At 55.9% G+C, this 17291-nt stretch carries 15 protein-coding genes and 2 pseudogenes; 7 read left to right on the forward strand and 10 right to left on the reverse strand.

Going from position 1 to position 17291, the window contains the following annotated elements; translation table 11 throughout:
- Positions 1–270: 270 nt before the first annotated feature.
- A complete protein-coding gene (locus tag JQ611_RS07035) occupies positions 271–1512 on the forward strand; it encodes a GlxA family transcriptional regulator (protein ID WP_212464962.1) in 1242 nt (413 codons plus the stop codon).
- On the opposite strand, the gene JQ611_RS07040 is transcribed toward JQ611_RS07035, so the two are convergent.
- The 5 genes from JQ611_RS07040 to JQ611_RS07060 form a co-directional block, all read right to left on the reverse strand.
- Complete coding sequence (locus tag JQ611_RS07040; protein ID WP_212464963.1) at positions 1463–2182, reverse strand: ABC transporter ATP-binding protein; 720 nt, start codon at positions 2180–2182, stop codon at positions 1463–1465. The genes JQ611_RS07035 and JQ611_RS07040 overlap by 50 nt on opposite strands.
- Positions 2179–2955 (reverse strand): ABC transporter ATP-binding protein, encoded by a 777-nt coding sequence (locus JQ611_RS07045; RefSeq protein WP_212464964.1) that lies wholly within the window; start codon positions 2953–2955, stop codon positions 2179–2181. Before JQ611_RS07045 ends, JQ611_RS07040 begins: the two co-directional genes overlap by 4 nt.
- Positions 2952–4112 carry a branched-chain amino acid ABC transporter permease gene (locus tag JQ611_RS07050; RefSeq protein WP_212464965.1) on the reverse strand — a complete coding sequence of 387 codons (1161 nt, stop codon included), beginning with the start codon at positions 4110–4112 and terminating at the stop codon, positions 2952–2954. The genes JQ611_RS07045 and JQ611_RS07050 overlap by 4 nt, the downstream gene beginning before the upstream one ends.
- Before the next feature lie 3 nt (positions 4113–4115).
- Positions 4116–5027 (reverse strand): branched-chain amino acid ABC transporter permease, encoded by a 912-nt coding sequence (locus tag JQ611_RS07055; protein WP_212464966.1) that lies wholly within the window; start codon positions 5025–5027, stop codon positions 4116–4118.
- Between the two features lie 62 nt (positions 5028–5089).
- A complete protein-coding gene (locus JQ611_RS07060; protein ID WP_212464967.1) occupies positions 5090–6265 on the reverse strand; it encodes a branched-chain amino acid ABC transporter substrate-binding protein in 1176 nt (391 codons plus the stop codon).
- Positions 6266–6578: 313 nt separating this feature from the next.
- Here JQ611_RS07060 and JQ611_RS07065 point away from each other — a divergent pair, with 313 nt between their 5' ends.
- From JQ611_RS07065 to JQ611_RS07080, 4 genes and pseudogenes are all read left to right on the forward strand, one after another.
- On the forward strand, positions 6579–7199 hold the full coding sequence (locus JQ611_RS07065) for a glutathione S-transferase family protein (protein ID WP_212464968.1): 621 nt from the start codon (positions 6579–6581) through the stop codon (positions 7197–7199).
- A gap of 171 nt (positions 7200–7370) precedes the next feature.
- Positions 7371–8198: an alpha/beta fold hydrolase gene (locus tag JQ611_RS07070; protein WP_212464969.1), complete on the forward strand. Its 828-nt coding sequence runs from the start codon at positions 7371–7373 to the stop codon at positions 8196–8198.
- A gap of 347 nt (positions 8199–8545) precedes the next feature.
- The gene (locus JQ611_RS07075; protein ID WP_212465041.1) at positions 8546–9973 is read left to right on the forward strand and encodes a M20 family metallopeptidase; all 1428 of its coding nucleotides are present in this window, start codon (positions 8546–8548) and stop codon (positions 9971–9973) included.
- A 44-nt stretch (positions 9974–10017) separates the two neighbouring features.
- Positions 10018–10624, forward strand: a pseudogene (locus JQ611_RS07080) (adenylate kinase).
- A 577-nt stretch (positions 10625–11201) separates the two neighbouring features.
- Here the strand turns inward: JQ611_RS07080 and JQ611_RS07085 are convergent.
- A complete protein-coding gene (locus tag JQ611_RS07085; protein WP_212464970.1) occupies positions 11202–12203 on the reverse strand; it encodes an NADP-dependent oxidoreductase in 1002 nt (333 codons plus the stop codon).
- Between the two features lie 227 nt (positions 12204–12430).
- Here JQ611_RS07085 and JQ611_RS07090 point away from each other — a divergent pair, with 227 nt between their 5' ends.
- Together JQ611_RS07090 and JQ611_RS07095 are read left to right on the forward strand one after the other, a co-directional pair.
- Positions 12431–13006, forward strand: coding sequence for a TetR/AcrR family transcriptional regulator (locus JQ611_RS07090; protein ID WP_212464971.1), 576 nt, complete (start codon positions 12431–12433; stop codon positions 13004–13006).
- A 265-nt stretch (positions 13007–13271) separates the two neighbouring features.
- On the forward strand, positions 13272–14078 hold the full coding sequence (locus JQ611_RS07095; protein WP_212464972.1) for an SDR family NAD(P)-dependent oxidoreductase: 807 nt from the start codon (positions 13272–13274) through the stop codon (positions 14076–14078).
- A 5-nt stretch (positions 14079–14083) separates the two neighbouring features.
- On the opposite strand, the pseudogene JQ611_RS07100 reads toward JQ611_RS07095, so the two are convergent.
- From JQ611_RS07100 to JQ611_RS07115, 4 genes and pseudogenes are all read right to left on the reverse strand, one after another.
- Positions 14084–14319: pseudogene (locus JQ611_RS07100) on the reverse strand (peptidoglycan-binding domain-containing protein); the annotation flags it as partial.
- Positions 14320–14907: 588 nt separating this feature from the next.
- Positions 14908–15156: a WGR domain-containing protein gene (locus tag JQ611_RS07105; protein WP_212464973.1), complete on the reverse strand. Its 249-nt coding sequence runs from the start codon at positions 15154–15156 to the stop codon at positions 14908–14910.
- Between the two features lie 303 nt (positions 15157–15459).
- Positions 15460–16803: an LLM class flavin-dependent oxidoreductase gene (locus tag JQ611_RS07110; RefSeq protein ID WP_212464974.1), complete on the reverse strand. Its 1344-nt coding sequence runs from the start codon at positions 16801–16803 to the stop codon at positions 15460–15462.
- A 181-nt stretch (positions 16804–16984) separates the two neighbouring features.
- Positions 16985–17290, reverse strand: coding sequence for a hypothetical protein (locus JQ611_RS07115; protein ID WP_212464975.1), 306 nt, complete (start codon positions 17288–17290; stop codon positions 16985–16987).
- Position 17291: the final 1 nt, after the last annotated feature.

Here is a 17291-nt window from a genome sequence, read left to right on the forward strand (position 1 = left end):
TTGCGTAGAGCGAATTCCATCGGCAGCTTACGACTACGATTTCAAGCTGTGCACTCGCGGTCTTAGTACCGCTGCCGGATCGCCACCAGGACCGCGTCTTGTCTTCAAGCGCTGGTAGGCCGGCCAGAAACCTTAATCACCGGCCTTTTGGCATTTGTTTTGCTTTACGAGAATCTTCCATTCGACAAGCAGTGAGCGGGCATCCGAAGAGTATACGCGAAGATACCATTTCTGCTACTATTAGCGACTTTTATGGCAGGAGATTCCACCATGACGCCGGTTTCGGGTGTGAAGGCCGGACCCACCAAGCTGGTGCGGCGGCGTGTGAAAGTTGGCTTCATCCTCCTTCCAGGGTTCACGATGTTTTCGTACTCAGCCCTGGTCTATATTTTGAAACATTGTACCGACCCCGCGGCCGCAGTCGGGATCGACTTTGAGTATCTGGTTTTAGGACAGAAGCCAGCTCAAACGACTTGTGGTGTCGAAGTGCCATCGACGGCACCCCTGCACGCCGCCCGCACTTGTAACTACGTTTTTGTGATAGGCGGGAGGACAGCAGCTCCCATCGAGAACCGCAGGTCAATTCTGGAAGCACTAACCAGTGCCGATATGAATAACGCAACTCTTGTAGGAGCAGGTTCGGGACTATTTGTGTTGATCGAGGCCGGATTTTTCGATCGGCTGCCTTGCGCAACAGATTGGTATCGCGGCACAGACCGAGATACGCGTTTTGCGGAGGTACAGCAAATCTCAGGCGTTAACTTAGTGGTGAGTGGCAGAAGAGTTAGCTGCGCGGGAGGGCTGGCGGCGCTCGAGCTCGGGTCATGGCTCTTGGAGCGTCATTATTCCGCTATCGGCGTCGACCTGCCTGCACCGCAAGAGCTTTCTGCCTCTCCACCCGATCAGAATTCTGGAATGAGAGAACCCGAACTCGATACGAGAGTACTCCGGGCACTGAAGATCATAGAAAGAAATCCTGGACGGCCCTTAAAAGTTAAAGCTCTCGCATTATCTCTGGGAACTTCCAAGCGGCAGCTCGAACGCCTGTTTCAGCAGGAAATGAAGCAATCGGTCCAGCAATACTGCCGTCATCTTCGACTCGGTTATGGCTATTGGCTTCTTTTGAATACCGCGAAGTCGATCACCGAAGTTGCGACGGTTACCGGATTCTCCGATAGCTCTCACTTCAATCGATGTTTTCGAACTCAATTTGCAACGACGCCAACAAAGGCACGACAATCAAAAGTAAGCGTGGATGACGTTATATCGCCGCGATGGGCAGCTCTCTACGAAAGGGTCGCAAAGAGCGGTCAGGACTCGGACTTATCGCGTTCGAGAGAGTCAGTGTACGCGAATCTGGCTCACTCTGTTGTTGGCTCACCCACTCGAATAAAGCTCTCGGATCAATCGTCGCCTAACGGATCTATTTTCACGACGTATAACAGTGGTGGCTGTCAACCTTCTAGTTTAAGCCGCCGAAGTAAGCACGCTGAACCTCAGGATTTGACCTAAGGTAGTCCGCCGACCCTTTCACAATAACCTGGCCTTGGAGTAGAACGTATCCATAGTCAGCAATAGCGAGGGTTTGATTTACGTTCTGCTCAACCAAGAGCACCGTGACTCCTGCTTTTGCGATCTCGCGAATGACATTGAAGTTTTCTTGCACAAAGAGAGGTGAAAGACCCAGCGACGGCTCGTCGATGATGAGCATGTCAGGGTCCGTCATCAATCCGCGCCCGATCGACACCATTGCCTGCTCGCCGCCCGAGAGTGTTCCCGCAACCTGCTTCTCGCGCTCCTTCAGCCGCGGAAATATGTGAAACACTCGCTCCAGACTCGAGCGAATTTTGGCATTGGATCGCTCAGTATAAGCACCGACACGCAAATTTTCTTCAACGGTCATTCGACCGAAGATACGGCGACCTTCCGGTATGCATCCAATACCGAGCCGAACAACCTCGTGGGTTTTCAATTTGTGGAGATTGTTTCCATTGAAAGTGATTGTACCGATTCGTGGCGGTGTGAGCCGAAGAATTGATCTGATCAAAGTCGACTTGCCCGCTCCATTCACACCGAGAATGCAGCTTATCTGTCCCGGCAGAACATCTAAATCGACGCCCGTCAGGACGTCGACGGTGTCATAGGCAGTGTGCACTCCGCGAACGGTAAGGATCGGGTTCATGACTGCCCCAAATATGCGCGTCGGACTGCGGGATCGGCCGCTACTTCCCTGAACTTTCCTTCGCAAATCTTTTGACCGTAGTTCAAGACGATGCAGTGGTCGGTTACACGCTCGATGAGACCCATCTCATGCTCAACGATAATAATAGTAGGGCTTCCGAATTTTGGTCTTATAGCCAGGATCTCATCCATCAGCTGGTTCGTTTCGTCATGAGTCATTCCCGCTGATGGTTCGTCCAACAGAAGCAGAGAAGGCCGTCCAACAAGAGCTCGACAAATCTCAACTCGTCTGCGATCAATCATCCCGAGTGTTTCAGCTTGCTCAAACATCTTCTTCGCCAGGCCAGGATCGAAGTTGGACAGCAAATCCTCGACTTCTTCCGCCAGTTGTCGAAGCTCAGTGTGAAAAGCAGATCTTCGCACAATATTGTGCCACAACGTGCTACTGATGCGTTCCTGAGCTCCAACAGCGACATTATCGAAGACGGAGAGTGGAAGGCAAAGCCGCGAGCGCTGAAATGTCCGAGCCAGGCCCCGTGAGGCGAGTTGATCAACCTTCACTTTCGTGGTGTCAGAACCTTCGAAAGTAATTGATCCAGAGCTTGAGCGAACCAGTCCACTGATTGTGTTAAAAAACGTGGTCTTTCCCGACCCGTTAGGTCCAATGAGACCAATCACATCCCCTCTTGAAATGGATACATCGAGTTCGTTGAGGGCACACAAGCCGCCAAATCGAACGGTAAGGCCAGACGTCGCAAGTATCGTATCGTTCATGCTGTGACACCTTCCTGCAAGCGTCGCATTCGTCGAGGCAATATCCCGGAAGGGCGAACGATAAGAACGAATATCACTACCAACGCGAATATGAGGAAGCGGTACTCCTGAACAATTTGGAGTTTCTCAGGTAGGAGCACGACCAACAGCGTCGCGGGAAGGATGCCCCATATGTTTCCAACGCCTCCCAATATGAGAATTGACACAATCGCTAGGCTATCGCCCAGCTGAAAATTTGCTGGCGCGATAAAAGCGGTCATTTGCGCATAGATCGCACCTGCAAGCCCAAGAAGAAAATTGCCCAGGGTGAAGGCGAGTAGCTTCCAATACCAGACACGCAAACCAAAAATCGATGCCGCTGTCTCGTCCAGCCGCACAACGTCCAGCCACACGCCAATCCATGATCGATTCATCAATCCGATTAGCAGTCCTGATAATCCGACGAAGCCTCCTGTCAAGATCACATAGTTTACGTACGACCCGAAGGTATACCCGCCCAATTGGATATCCCGACTAAAATCCCAACCGAAGAGAATCAGCCCTGGAAGCTTAATTCCCTGTGGTCCCCCGAGCACATCACTTGCGTCCACAAAGACCGTAAACATAACGCTGAACGCGAGCGTCGTTAACGCCGCATAGTGCCCTCGAGTTCGAAGGACGGGAGCCAACAGCACAAAACCAATCACGACAGACACCGCACCTGCAGACATCAAGGATATCAGGCCCGGAACATCGCCGAGGCGAGCAAGCATAGCTACCGTGTATCCACCGGCCCCCATAAATGCTGCAGCACCAAAATTCGTCAATCCAGCGAATCCCATTTGGATCGTAAGACCGAAACAAGCGAGGACGTAGATCAGGACGGTCGCGAGCATCAGTAACCCGAAGGTATCCTCACGCAAGGAGACGATCAAAAAGGCCGCCGACACCACGAGACTTGCACGAAGCAAGTTTGGCTTTTCCTTAGCAGCAAGTTCAGCCGCGACGAGCAATCCGGTGCGATGCGCGAGCCAGGTCCCAGCGGTTGCGACGAGCAGCGCAAGAATGAAAAGCGCCTCGTTGTTGATCTCAATGACTGCCGACAAAGCGCCAGTAGCCGCAACTATTGTAGTCAGCAGCGCTGCAATTCGCCTCGGCACCGTACCAAATTTATACATTGGTTATACTCGCTCGCTGGTACGCTCGGCCAATAAGCCGGTTGGCCGCCAGGTAATGAGCATGATCATTACCGCGAATCCTATTACGTTCTTGTACTCACTGAGAGACGGTGTCGCCGCGACAACTAGCGTCTGCAAGGCGGCAAAAAGAAACCCTCCGAGTATCGCCCCCCAAATGTTTCCTAGGCCGCCTACAATTGCAGCTGAAAAACCGATAACAGACAGCAGCAAGCCCATGCTGTAGCTTACCTCGCTGTAATAGAGCCCGTACATGACGCCAGCGAACCCCGCAGTCATGGATCCGAGCGCGAAGGTAAGAGGCGCAATACGTTCAAAATTAATCCCCATCATACTGGCGGTCTCGGAGTCCTCGGCTACGGCACGCATCGCCAAACCGAACCGCGTCCTATTGATGATTAGATAGACGAGCGCGATTGATCCGACCCCTCCAGCTATAAGGAGCATTCCGTCCCATCTCACATGAGCTCCCAGAAACTCATATCCGCCCGCCGGCAACAACGAAGGGAATCGTTGCGGATTTGACCCATTAGGAAAGAACAGCCGAATGCTTTCACGGATTGCTGTTCCCACCATCATGGTCATAAGAAGCATGTTGACAGGCGGCGCATCGCGCAGTGGAAGAATGAGCACCCGGGAGATAAGGGCCCCCAATGTACTGGCGAACAGGATTGCAGCTGTGAAACCGAGTACGAGCTGAAACACAATGGGCAAGCCCATTGCGTCAGCGAACCAAACAGTAACGAGGCCCGCAAATGCACCGAACGTAAAGACGTCTCCATGTGAGAACTTGATTACGTTCATCACACCAAAGAAGATCGTGAATCCCATTGCTACAAGACCGTAGACGGTGCCTTGCATGAGGCCGTTTAGTATGTGTTGGATCCAAGTGGCCATACTATCCTACTGCCATGTTCCGGCGATGGAGATTAACGAGGCGCATATTGCGGGCATCGACATTACTGCGGCGGTTTCTTCAACTTTCGTCTCCCGCTCGCATATTCACTATCTTCCCAAACGACCCACTTCCCATCCTGGACGATGTATTTGGTGGTCTGAAGGGTTACGTTTTGGCCATGATCATCGAAGGTGATTGGCCCCACGATGGACGGACGATCTTTTGTCTTTCGGAGCTCCGTGGTCACGGCTGCTCTTGTGGGCCCGACCTTCTCGATCGTCTCCAAAACAAGCGTCGTCGCAGCGTAAGAGAAATGGCCGTAGGCTTCGGGTGCCTCCTTAAAGCCTGCTGCTTCGTATTTTTCTGTAAAGAACTTACCACCGGCCGTTTGCGATAGAGGAGGGCTGTCGTAGAACGCGATAGTGCCTTCTGATAATTCTGGTCCGACCGCCTTGATATAGGCATCACCCATGATCGCAGAATTGCCTTCGAATTGCGCCTTGATGCCCAGTTTCTCCATTTGCGTTCTCAGTCTGGCGCCGAGAGGGACCAACCCGCCGAAGAAAACCACCTCAGGATTGAGCTCTTTTACTTTTGTAAGCTCAGCTGAAAGATCCTGTTGATCCGGAGGAACACTGAATGTTGCAAGGATTTGGTTGCCTTGCTCGCCTGTATAGAGGCTGAAGTATTTCGTCGTTGACTTTCCGAAGTCGGTCGAGTCGGCAAAGGCGACGAAGGTCTTATAACCCGCGTCTTTCATGAACTTCGCGCCGACCTTGTTCTGACCTATTAGAGCACCAGTTACGCGATGAATCTCGGGATAGTTGTTGCCGTACGTAATGTCTGGAAGCACAGCGGCCCATACAACCATCGGCAGCTTATATCGGTTGAAAATGTCGATTGCGGCCATGGCGGTTGAAGAGCAGTAGAACGGAATTGCCGCAATAATCGACTTGTCGACCGCTGCCTTGGTTACAACCTGGACCCCGACGTTCGGTTTACATTCATCGTCGAGCGCCACAAGCTCGTACTCATACTTGGCCGCTGAACTCGCGTTCATCGCTCGAACTGCGAGTTCCGCGGAGTTCCGGCCACCTAAGCCATAAGCCGACAGGGCGCCCGTCAACGGTCCTACCCAGGCAATCTTAACCTTTTCCTTGGCTTCCGCTCCATTACCGACCGCCCCAACCGAACCACCGATGACCGCGGCGATTACGCACTTTGCTAGGAAACGCATCCAGATACCTCCATCTAATTGACCGGCTTCTGCTGACCGGCTTCGACCGTATCGAGCTCCGAACCAGGCGCGATAGGACAAATGCGCACCTGAATTTGGATGATTGCGACGTCATGGAGTACGGCGGCGAGGCTTTCATATCCCCCCGGCCTGCCAATTCTATCGAGACCATCGCGCTCGGGCGAAAGTAGCTTTGATGGTCGACCGGTAACCCGCACCTCGGGTGATAGCGGCGAGCTCTTCACCAGAGAGAACATGGTCACAGGCGAGCATCGATCAACGTTCCGGATAATAGCCGATCGGGGTTTTCTTCATGAGACTATATTGGTCATCGACATCTCCATTCGTAAGAAAAGTCACCGTAAGCGCGCACGAACTTGGGTTAAGCGACAAGTTGGAAACGCTTCCGACTCGCGTTGCGCCGAACAAGCCCGACCGGGCATTATTGGCCTACAATCCGCTTGGGCAGCTCCCAACACTCGTTCTAGATGACGAGACCGTGCTTTACGACAGCCTCGTAATCATCGAGTACCTCGATCAGATGGCTGGCGGGGCCAAGCTTATTCCATCCTCGCCGGAGCGACGAATTGAAGAGCTTCGGCAGCACGCTCTGTGCAACGGACTTCTTGACCTGTTGGTGCAATGGCGCATCGAGTCTACCAAGGATGCACCGCAGATTGCTCTCATTAATGCCTTCAACCTGAAGACCGGTATGATTTGGGCAAGACTGGAGGCGACAGTCGAGGCGCTTTCACAAAGGCCGTTCGGCTTGCCATCAATTACGCTGGCTATCGCCGCTGAATACGCTGACTTTCGGTTTCCGGCGCTTGGTTGGCGAGAAAAGTACCCGGCTCTCTCTAGCTGGCACCAATCGATACAGTCACGACCATCCTTGGCCGCTACCAGATTTTTCGATAGCTCGAAGCCTCAGTAAGAAGCAAAGTATGGACGCTTGTGATCCAAATAGCGCGATGAGTGAATCTCGAACGATCGACGGAACAGTTGCTGCGCAGCAACGACAACCGTCCGCACTGCCGTTTCTTACACCGAACTGAACCGACGATCTCAAAAGACTATCACGGCTTCCACAAACGAAAGGATCAAAATGTCGAAACTTGAGCGCAGACTGATTCCAACGCCAGAAGGTCAGATCGAACTGTTAGTTGAAGGCAAGGGGCCTCGTATTGTCTTGCTCCCCTCGTTAGCGAGAGGCGCAACCGATTTCGATGAGATTGCGCCAATGATTGCTGCGGCCGGATTTCGCGTTCTACGACCTCAGCCACGCGGCATAGGCGCGAGTACAGGGCCGACCGAAGGGATCACATTGATCGATCTTGCCGCCGATGTCGTCGCTGCTATCGAAGCTGATTGTGCACCGGAGAAGCCCGAAGCATTGGTTGTTGTCGGCCATGCGTTCGGCAACTGGGTCGCGCGGGTACTCGCCCATCATTGGCCATCGATGACAAAATCTGTCGGACTTCTCGCAGCCATTATCGGCAGTACAATTTCGCCCGAACTGCTGATCTCGGTTAATGTCGTATCCGATAATTCCAAGCCGGAAGCCGAACGCCTATTCTATTTGGAACGCGACTTCTTCGCTCCAGGGCATGATGCTTCCGTATGGCTACCCGGCTGGTACACAGAGGTCTCTCAATTCCAGCTCGCGGCGACGTTTGCCACGGCTGACAGCAGTTGGACCGAAGTAGGTAAAAAGCTCCCGGTACTTTATGTCGCCCCGGAGTTTGACAAGATTGCACCCGTCCCCGAAGAGCAGTTCTTGCGGGATCGCGTAGGCCATCTAGCGATACTGGAAATCATTCATGGTGCTGGCCATGCATTGCTTCCGGAGAAAGTGTCTGAAGCTGCCGCTGTACTGGTCTCGTTCGCCCAGTCCATCATGCGGGGCGAGGATGGCCGGTCTAAGTCGGCTTAAGTTGCCCAAAGCCTCCTTCAAACGACCGCAAACAGCGATTCGATGGAGCTTAGCCAAAGCGGGAGGAGTTCGGTCAGGCAGCGCCTGTAAACGAACTTCTCAACCTTGTGATGGAGCGCTTAGGAAGAGTCTGGCGCCGACAGGTGTTCCCGCGCAATGCGATGGGAAAGGTAGAGCAGAGCCGGCGGAGAGAGCGCTTCAACGACCTGTACTCTCCAAGCTCGTATGTTTGCCGTGAGCACACCGCCGGCGCTCCAGCCGCGGTCGGTAAACATGCTCCCAGCGCTTATTACAAGTGAAGCGTAGCCCTAGTTACGACGAAAGAGATGGATTTGACCGAAGCTAATATTTCTAGGGACGTCGCGATCAAGAGGGCTGATGCTCTGTTCGAATCCGGCCAGTTTTTAGCGACCCTTGATCGAATGGTACGCTACAAAACGAAGAGCCAAAGCTCAGCCTATAGCGGAGAATTGCTATCTTATCTCGAAATCGAAATTATTCCTGCATTTGCGGCTCTTGGATTTGAAACGCAGATTGTACAATCCCCCACCGGTAACGGCCCAACGTTGCTCGCGACTCGCGTTGAAAGCGAGGAGAAACCCACCGTTCTGATGTACGGGCACGGCGATGTGGTTAGCGGCATGATAGGTGAATGGAGCAATGGAATCGATCCATGGCGCTGCACAACCAGGGGAGGTCGTATCTACGGGCGCGGTACTGCTGACAACAAAGGTCAACATGCAATCAATATCGCAGCTCTAGGAATAATTCATGAGTTGCGAGCCGGAAAGCTTGGCTTCAACGTCAAATTTATTGTTGAAATGGGCGAGGAGATAGGGTCGCCTGACCTTTCGCATGTCTGCGAACGCCATCGTGAAACACTCAAGGCAGACTTGTTTCTTGCATCGGATGGTCCTCGGTTATCAGCAGAGCGCCCGACCATATTTCTCGGTTGTCGAGGCGCGCGCCGTATACATCTAGATCTTAATTTGCGGGATCGGTCACATCACTCCGGAAATTGGGGTGGACTTCTAGCTAATCCAGCAACGATTCTTGCCTCCGCTATTGCAACGTTGGTCGATGGTAGTGGTCGTATCTTACTTGAGGAACTCCAATCGCCGCCCATGACCAGTCAGGTCCAAGCGGCTCTTGCCGCCGTTATGGTTTCGCCAGGTCCCGACGAGCCGTCTTTGTCAAAGGACTGGGGCGAGAAGGGAAAATCGCCGGCTGAAAGGCTCTATGCGTCGAATGCTCTAGAAATCCTTGCCTTCGCTGCTGGCAACGTGACGAACCCCGCCAATTCTATTCCGGGCCAAGCTCAAGCGGTACTACAGCTTCGTTTCGTGGTCGGCACCAAAATTGAAGAGGTTGTACCCGCAATCGAGAAGCATCTTAACGAGCGCGGCTATGGCGAGATAAAGGTGAGCCAATCCCAATACTTCAATGCATCCCGGACAGATATCGACAATCCTTGGGTTTCCTGGACAGCTGAATCAATGCGACGGACCACAGGAAAGTCTCCCGCGCTTCTCCCCAATTTCGGTGGCTCGTTACCCAATGACGTATTCACAGATATTCTCGGCCTCCCAACGATCTGGGTGCCGCATTCCTATCCTGGCTGCTGCCAGCATGCACCTGATGAGCACATCTTATTGCCGCTAGCGGCGGAAGCCCTTCGTATTATGACGGGCATCTTTTGGGATCTCGGCGGGCTAGAAACTCGTGTGCCACCGTCCGCGGCAAATCACGATCGAGCAGATCCAGCGCTTCTTTGAGTACTAATGCGATCGCAAAGAAAACTGGCGTATGAGGAATTGAGATGAGACTGGTTCTGCTGGGACCGCCGGGCGCGGGGAAAGGCACGCAGGCAACGCGGATCGTCAAACGCTTTTCGATCCCGCAATTGTCGACCGGCGAGATGCTGCGCGAGGCGGTCGCGGAAGGTACGGCTTGCGGATTGCGCGTCAGACGCATCATGGATCGCGGCGAATTGGTGCCCGACGATGTCGTGGTGTCTGTCATCGCCAACTGTATCGACCATTCCGACGCGGCAAACGGCTTCATCCTCGACGGCTTTCCGCGCACGGTCGCGCAGGCCGAAGCACTCGATCAGGAAACTCGCCACCAGGGGCATCAAGCTCGATACGGTGCTTCAGCTCGAAGTCGATGAAGATGCACGACTCAACCGTATCAGAGGTCGCGCCGAGGAAGCAGTAAACAAGGGTGAGCCTGTGCGCCGCGACGATAATCCCGAGGTCTTCAGGACCCGATTGGACGTCTATCGCGAGCAAACCGCACCGGTTACCGAATACTACCGGTCGCAGGGGTTACTCAACATCGTCGACGGTTTGCAGCCGATCGACGTCGTGACCGAACAACTCACTGCTGCGCTTGCAGCATTGCCGTCCCCATCAGGTCAGGGGTGATCGAGCGGTTGGTCGGCCAGCATTTCGGCGTGGCGCCGAAGCTTAACCAAATGGCGGCCCAATCTGCCGCTCACATGCGGCTCGCATATGTTCCGCAAGATTGCGGGACGCAAGACCGGTCTTCGTTCCAAGGTGACCTCGGCACCTTCGTTGGTCCGACGAATGGCGGGGCAAGCTGAATGCGCACACCACCGAAGAGCTGGTTCGGATGATCGGGTGCTGCCGCAAAGAAGAGACCGCTTGCGTTGCCACAAGCGGCCCCAGTCAGGGAGAAAATGTCGGCATTAGTAGCGCCAGAATTGTACGAGTTGCGACTGCGTCTCCGGCCGGTTACTGGAGACTGGTATTGCGGTTGCCCATAGACGGCTTGATCAGACGTGGGTCCAGTAGCTCTTCTTAGCAGAGCCTCTCAACGTCCCGCAGGTAGATAATTGGACGGTTTGTACAGCTGCCGCGGAGGGCCGAATGTCGGACGCGAGCTTTGCCTGTCTTCTCCTGGTCGCGCACCGACATTTCCGATCCGCAACCACCACCCCCGGCGGAGGCCGGAGGAACGAGTTTGCGTCACCGGCCTACATCAGGAGGCAATCTTGACGATGGCTTTGCCAAAGTTGCGGCCCTGCAACATGCCGATGAACGCTTCCGGCGCGTTTTCCAGGCCGTCGGTCACATGCGTACGGTAGTTGATCGTCCCGGCCGCAACCTTTTCGGCCATCTGCCTGATCGCGTCCGGGACTTTCGCTAGGTGATCCAAAATGACGAAGCCTCGCATGGTGGCCCTCGCTTTGAGGAGTTTCATCAGGTCTGGACCCGGGTAGGGCGATGTATGGTTCAATTGTGCTATTAGTCCGCAGATGAGCACGCGCGCGTTGTTGTTGAGCAGAGGCCAAATAGTTTCCAGGATGACGCCTCCGACGTTCTCAAAATTGATATCGATGCCATCGGGGCAAGCGGCGGTGAGCCGACTCGCGAAATCTGCAGCCTTGTAGTCAATGCATGCGTGATAGCCGAGCTCAGAAACGGCGTAGGCGCATTTCTCGGGACCGCCAGCTATCCCAACCACTTTGAGGCCCATCTCTCTTGCGAGCTGGCCGACAAATCCTCCAACAGCACCGGAGGCCGACGAAACCACAATCGTCTCTCCGCTCTTTGGCGCGCAAAGGTCGAGGAACCCAATGTGAGCGGTCCAACCAGGCAGGCCCATCGGGCTGAGCCAAGCCGAAAGCGGCGCGAGGTTCTGGTCGATCTTGCGCATAGGCGGCGATTTCAGAACCGCGAAATCCTGCCATTGGCCAGGGCCCCAGACATAGTCTCCTTCCTTGAAGTCGGGATGCTTCGATATAACGACCTGGCCGACGGTGTGACCGGTCATGACATCGCCAAGCTGAAGACCCGGAATATAGGAGTCTCCACCATCCATTAAGCTGCGCATGTAGGGATCGAGCGAGAGCAGATGGTTTCGGACAAGAACTTCGCCATCGGACAGTTTTGGTGTGTCCACTTTGACGAGCGTGAAATCAGCCAGGGTCGGGACGCCCTTGGGGCGCTTGGTGATTACAATGCGGCGATTGGACGGCATCTTTAAACCTCATCTTGGATGAAGGAGCGACGCTGCATCTTCAACCAAATCGCTTGACCTATGTCAAGACGACCGGTCGCATTCAACTGCTCGAAGGCGACATCAAAGCCCTGCAGGCTTATGTAAGCGTCGCGCTCTGCCGCGGCCTTTTATGGCTTGCTAGCCCGCGACCGGGACAATTCTGGATAGCTTGACGACTGTAAGATGATCGGTCATATTGAACACAAATGCCCCGACCGAGCGTAAAAGAGCAACTGATCGAAGCCGCCGTCGAGACCCTCCATAGGCAGGGTTTCAACGCGACTGGCGTTCAGAGTATTGTTGATGCAGCCGGCGTGCCCAAGGGCTCGTTTTACAATCACTTCGAAAGCAAAGAGGCGCTTGGTGTCGAATCGCTCGATCGGTACTGGCAGGGAGTTCTTCGCTCGCTGAGCATTCTCCGCGATCCGGAAATTCCTCCGGTCCCGCGACTGAAGGCATATTTCCGCTCCCTGGACGAGATTTTGCGCAAGCGGAAGTATCTCTCCGGCTGCATGATCGGCAACATGGCCACTGAAATGGCGGACCAGAGCAGTCTAATCCGAGAACATCTTGCGATGATCCTGGCGGCCTGGACCCGCGCGATCGAATCCTGTGTCAAGGAAGCCCAAGCCGATGGCTCCATGCGCAAGGATATCGATTCGAGAAGCATCGCCTCCTTTCTACTGAATGCCTGGGAAGGGACAGTGATGAGAGGCAAGGTCGACAAGGACCGAAGCGCGCTTGCGGCTTTCGAGAAGGTGGTCTTCACAACCCTGTGCTAGCAAAGACGGGACGCGCCAGCACTCGAGAGTATTGGGTGGAAGACGACTGGTCATAGTAACCCGGACAGATCATGACCACCGGCGGGTGAAGAGATGTGTTGATCCTGTGGAGTGTCGTCATCGAGCACGGCCCTTCCGGACAGACCTGGCTGACCTTCGGCAGGCGCCCGAGCTTGGCGGCCGTATCAGGAAGGGCTAGCGGGGAACGACCGCGGATCAGGACCGGCCGTAATCAGGTGCTTCAACAAACAAGCAGGGAGAAGAAATGACCGGGCAAGTTCTAGGCAAGGTCGCTTTGGTGACCGGCGGCGCATCCGGCATCGGCGAGGCGGTTTCCGAATTGCTGGCGCGCGAGGGCGCATCTGTCATGGTGACCGATGTCGACGATTTGAATGGCCCTGAAGTCGCCGCGCGAATCAAGAAGGCTGGCGGGGAGGCGAGCTTCCTGCATCATGACGTCACTAGCGAGGCGCGCTGGATCGAAGTCGTGGCTGAGGTGATGAAGTGCTATGGCCGGCTCGACGTGCTGGTCTCGAACGCCGGTATCGGCATATCGGTGCCGTCGATCACCGAGATGTCGCTGGCAGACTGGCGGCGGCAGATCGCGATCAATCTCGACGGCGTGTTCTTGTCAGTGAAACATTGCCTGCCGGCGATGCGCAAGACCGGCGGTGGTTCCGTGATCATGATGTCGTCGCTGGCGGGCCTGCGTGGCGGGGCCGGGCATTCCGGCTATTGCGCGACCAAGGGTGGTGTGCGGCTGTTCGCCAAGGCAATCGCGATGGAATGCGCAACGTTCGGCGACGGCATCCGCGTCAACTCGGTGCATCCCGGCTTCATCGACACGCCGATCTGGGGCAAGATCCCGAACGAAGCCGCGGGTGGCGGCCAGAACGCGCCGATCGATCCCGGGGAACTCGCGAAAATAGCAACGCCGCTGGGGCGCGCGGGCGAGGCCGCAGAAGTTGCGCAGGGCGTATTGTTTCTGGCGTCCGATGCGTCGCGTTACGTGACTGGGACCGAACTCGTCATCGATGGTGGCATGAATGCGGGCGGTGTGGTGCGGAGGTAGGGCAGCTACCCGCCAGCACCCCCGCCGTAGCCGTACGCCAGCAACAGCCCCTCTTGGTCTGATAGCCCTTCACCGCCTTCATCGCGTCGTCGCCGACGCGGCCGTCCGTGCCGCCGGTGTCGAAGCCGGCTTTTGTCAGCTGTGTCTGCAGCTCTTGCACTTCGGGGAAGTGTTAGCGCGCGCTCGGAGCCGGGGAAGGGCTGGATGAAGGGCGGCGCACCGAGGCGCGGTCGCCGAGATGTGTGGTGATGCCACTCATCTGAAAAATCGACCGCAGGTCCTTGCAGAGATGATGCGAGCCAAACAATGAGCCTCGGGGGCCGAATTGCATCAGGTGTCTTATGAAACGCCTGCCGACCAGAGTTCGCCAACGCCGCCAATTATCCTGCTATCCGCCCAGGTGCGGCGCTCTCAAGCAGCCGCATATCTAGGTTCGGGAGCTCTGGCATGGCAACCCACCATGCCAACGATCGACTCCAGCACGGCGAGGATCTGGGTTTCACGCTTGGCCTACTGCCGGCCCGTGAACTTGCGTTCCTTGTCTAGGTCGTCCCGCATATCGTTGAACTTCTCGTGTTCAGGCCGAATTTTGATGCCTGCCGAAACGGCGAAAGAGGGAAAACTCCGCGGATTAAAAGTGTCACTAAGGTCCTGGCGCAATTGGAGAATCTGTCGTACTCGAATGCAGCCATTGGCTCTCGCAGAAAACAGGGAGCTAACAGATTTTGCAAGACACCGGGGTCGCGAAGGCCGGTGGCCTGGCGGCAAGGTTACCGTGCGAAACCAGCTCTCGAAAATCGATCGCATCAGGGGCGGTTCTTGAATCTGTTTAATTTCGCCGGACGTATCCGCGACGGGCTTTGCGCGCGAGCCAGGATTCGAGCGCCTCGACGGCCTGCACCGGCCCAGCGAACAGATCGAGGCGCCGCCGGCCGCGCTGGCCGAGTCGCCCCCATTCGCGCACCAATGCAGTATCGCCAAAGAGTGTCGGCTCGATCGTGAGCACATAGTACCGTGCCATGTTACGGGCCGGGTCGCGGCGTTCGAGCACGAGGTATTGCACCGTGAGTTCGGACATGCGTTTAGAGTCGCAGTCGCCGAAACGGCCGTCCAATTAAATTATTGAATCGATCAGGGCCAACGATTCAGAAAATTTATACCACCGATCAAACGATTGCGGCGCGCTCAACGACACTTGCTGGCAATTCGAGGAGAGTAGCCTCGCGGGCGCATGGGCCTGTGTCGCAACAGGGCCCTCCGCGGCCAACGACCGCTAGGAGCAATGGTCGATCGTAGATCAAATCGACGTCCCTGCGGGTACTGACCTCCTTCCATGCGCTAGGTCCTGTGAAGGGCCGACGGTTGGCAAATGTCAGCTGACCTATGCGATCGCTTGAATGGCGTTCGAGTAGATGCTCGCCGGGCGGCTCAAACCGTAATGATCACGCAGCGTCGTGCCGGTGTAGTCGTGACGGAACAGGCCGCGCTTGCGCAGGATCGGCACCACCTGCTCGGCGAAGACGTCGAACCCGCCGGGTAGCCAGGGCGGCATGACGTTGAAGCCGTCGGCGGCGCCATTCTCGAACCAGGTCTGGATGTTGTCGGCAATCTTTTCCGGCGGACCGGCGATCACCCAATGGCCGCGTGCCCCGGCCAGGCGCTGCACGAGCTGGCGTATAGTCGGGTTCTCGCGATCAACGATGTCGATCACCAGCTTGAAGCGGCTGGCGACGCCGTGCGCGCCGCCGGTGTCGATCAGATGACGGGGGAAGGGGCCGTCGAGGTCGAACCCTGAAAGCTCGAGACCGATCATCTGGCGCAATTGGGTCAGCGAATACTCGGGTTGGATCAGTTCGTTGAATTCGTCCTGCAACCGGTCCGCCTCGATCTGCGTGCTGGCGATGAAAGGGCTGATGCCGGGCAGGATCTTGATCTGGTCCGGATGGCGGTCGAAGGCTTTCGCCTGACGCTTGATATCTGCGTAAAACTCCTGGGCGCTGGGGAACGTCTGATGCGCGGTGAAGATCGCCTCGGCAAAGCGCGCCGCAAAGGCGCGTCCGTCCTCGGACGAGCCGGCCTGCACATAGACCGGCCGCCCCTGCGGCGTCCGTGAGATGTTGAGCGGCCCGCGCACGCGAAAATGCCTTCCAATGTGATTGATCGCGTGGATCTTGCCAGTGTCGGCGAAAACACCCGAGACGGGGTCGTTGATCAGCGCGTCGTCTTCCCAACTGTCCCAAAGCCGCGTGATGACATCGAGATATTCCCGCGCCCGCTCGTAGCGTTCGTGATGCGGAGGATGCTCGGGCAGACCGAAATTCTGCGCCGCCCGCGGCGTGCTCGTGGTCACGATGTTCCAGCCGGCCCGGCCGCCGCTGATGTGATCCAGCGAGGCGAACAGCCGCGCCAGATTGTAGGGCTCGGTGTAGGTGGTCGATGCCGTGGCGATCAGGCCGATCCGCTTGGTGGCGGAAGCGATCGCGGTGAGCAGGGTGATGGGTTCCAGCCGGAACCGCTGGGCGTAGCGGACATTGTCCGACAGCGCCGGCCCGTCGGCGAAGAAGACAGCGTCGAACTTGTGCGCTTCGGCGCGCTGCGCCAGCTCCTGATAGTAGGTGACATCGAGAATGCGATCGGCGGCCGAATCCTTGTGGCGCCAGGCAGCCTCGTGATGACCATCCGGGTAGATGAAGAAATTGAGGGAAAGTTGCCGTCGTTCGCTCATAGGTAAGACCCGCGGGTACTGGATGTTGCAGTGGTCGAGACTGTATGTCTGCCGTCGCTTTGATGTCGATGAAATGAATTTGCGTTGTTAAGTTGGATGCAAGCATGAAGCGTGCGAGCAGAACGCCAATCGAAGACGAGGGCTATTGCCACGACCCGAAACGATGACGCTTGCAGCGATTTTATCGCGCCGCGATGCGAGAAGTGCGTTGCGCCGCAACGAATTTCGCTTCGCTTGCAGCCGCGCGAGCGGTCATCATTGCAAATCTTCCAGTGTGAGCACCGGCGGCGAAGCGTTCGTTGCCTGTCGGCAAAAACAAAGCTGGTTTCGTTTCATTGACTGGCGGCCGTTCGGTTTTACCATTCAGGGTGTCAACACGAGGTCGTCCAACATGCTCCAGTTTGATCCCGATGATCGATATCGCGGCTGTTGCTGCCCATCGGAGCACGTTGCGGCCCAGTAGGCCCACAGCCTGAAATAATTTCACT

Source organism: Bradyrhizobium sp. AUGA SZCCT0182, assembly GCF_018130185.1.
In the GTDB taxonomy this organism is placed as follows: domain Bacteria; phylum Pseudomonadota; class Alphaproteobacteria; order Rhizobiales; family Xanthobacteraceae; genus Bradyrhizobium.

Bases quoted from the DNA above. Each gene is read 5' to 3' on its own strand.
- JQ611_RS07055 (WP_212464966.1), bottom strand. From the start codon at position 5,027: ATGGCCACTTGGATCCAACACATACTAAACGGCCTCATGCAAGGCACC.
- JQ611_RS07040 (WP_212464963.1), bottom strand. From the start codon at position 2,182: ATGAACCCGATCCTTACCGTTCGCGGAGTGCACACTGCCTATGACACC.
- JQ611_RS07065 (WP_212464968.1), top strand. From the start codon at position 6,579: ATGAGACTATATTGGTCATCGACATCTCCATTCGTAAGAAAAGTCACC.
- JQ611_RS07070 (WP_212464969.1), top strand. From the start codon at position 7,371: ATGTCGAAACTTGAGCGCAGACTGATTCCAACGCCAGAAGGTCAGATC.
- JQ611_RS07050 (WP_212464965.1), bottom strand. From the start codon at position 4,112: ATGTATAAATTTGGTACGGTGCCGAGGCGAATTGCAGCGCTGCTGACT.
- JQ611_RS07045 (WP_212464964.1), bottom strand. From the start codon at position 2,955: ATGAACGATACGATACTTGCGACGTCTGGCCTTACCGTTCGATTTGGC.
- JQ611_RS07035 (WP_212464962.1), top strand. From the start codon at position 271: ATGACGCCGGTTTCGGGTGTGAAGGCCGGACCCACCAAGCTGGTGCGG.
- JQ611_RS07095 (WP_212464972.1), top strand. From the start codon at position 13,272: ATGACCGGGCAAGTTCTAGGCAAGGTCGCTTTGGTGACCGGCGGCGCA.
- JQ611_RS07105 (WP_212464973.1), bottom strand. From the start codon at position 15,156: ATGTCCGAACTCACGGTGCAATACCTCGTGCTCGAACGCCGCGACCCG.
- JQ611_RS07090 (WP_212464971.1), top strand. From the start codon at position 12,431: ATGCCCCGACCGAGCGTAAAAGAGCAACTGATCGAAGCCGCCGTCGAG.
- JQ611_RS07060 (WP_212464967.1), bottom strand. From the start codon at position 6,265: ATGCGTTTCCTAGCAAAGTGCGTAATCGCCGCGGTCATCGGTGGTTCG.
- JQ611_RS07085 (WP_212464970.1), bottom strand. From the start codon at position 12,203: ATGCCGTCCAATCGCCGCATTGTAATCACCAAGCGCCCCAAGGGCGTC.
- JQ611_RS07110 (WP_212464974.1), bottom strand. From the start codon at position 16,803: ATGAGCGAACGACGGCAACTTTCCCTCAATTTCTTCATCTACCCGGAT.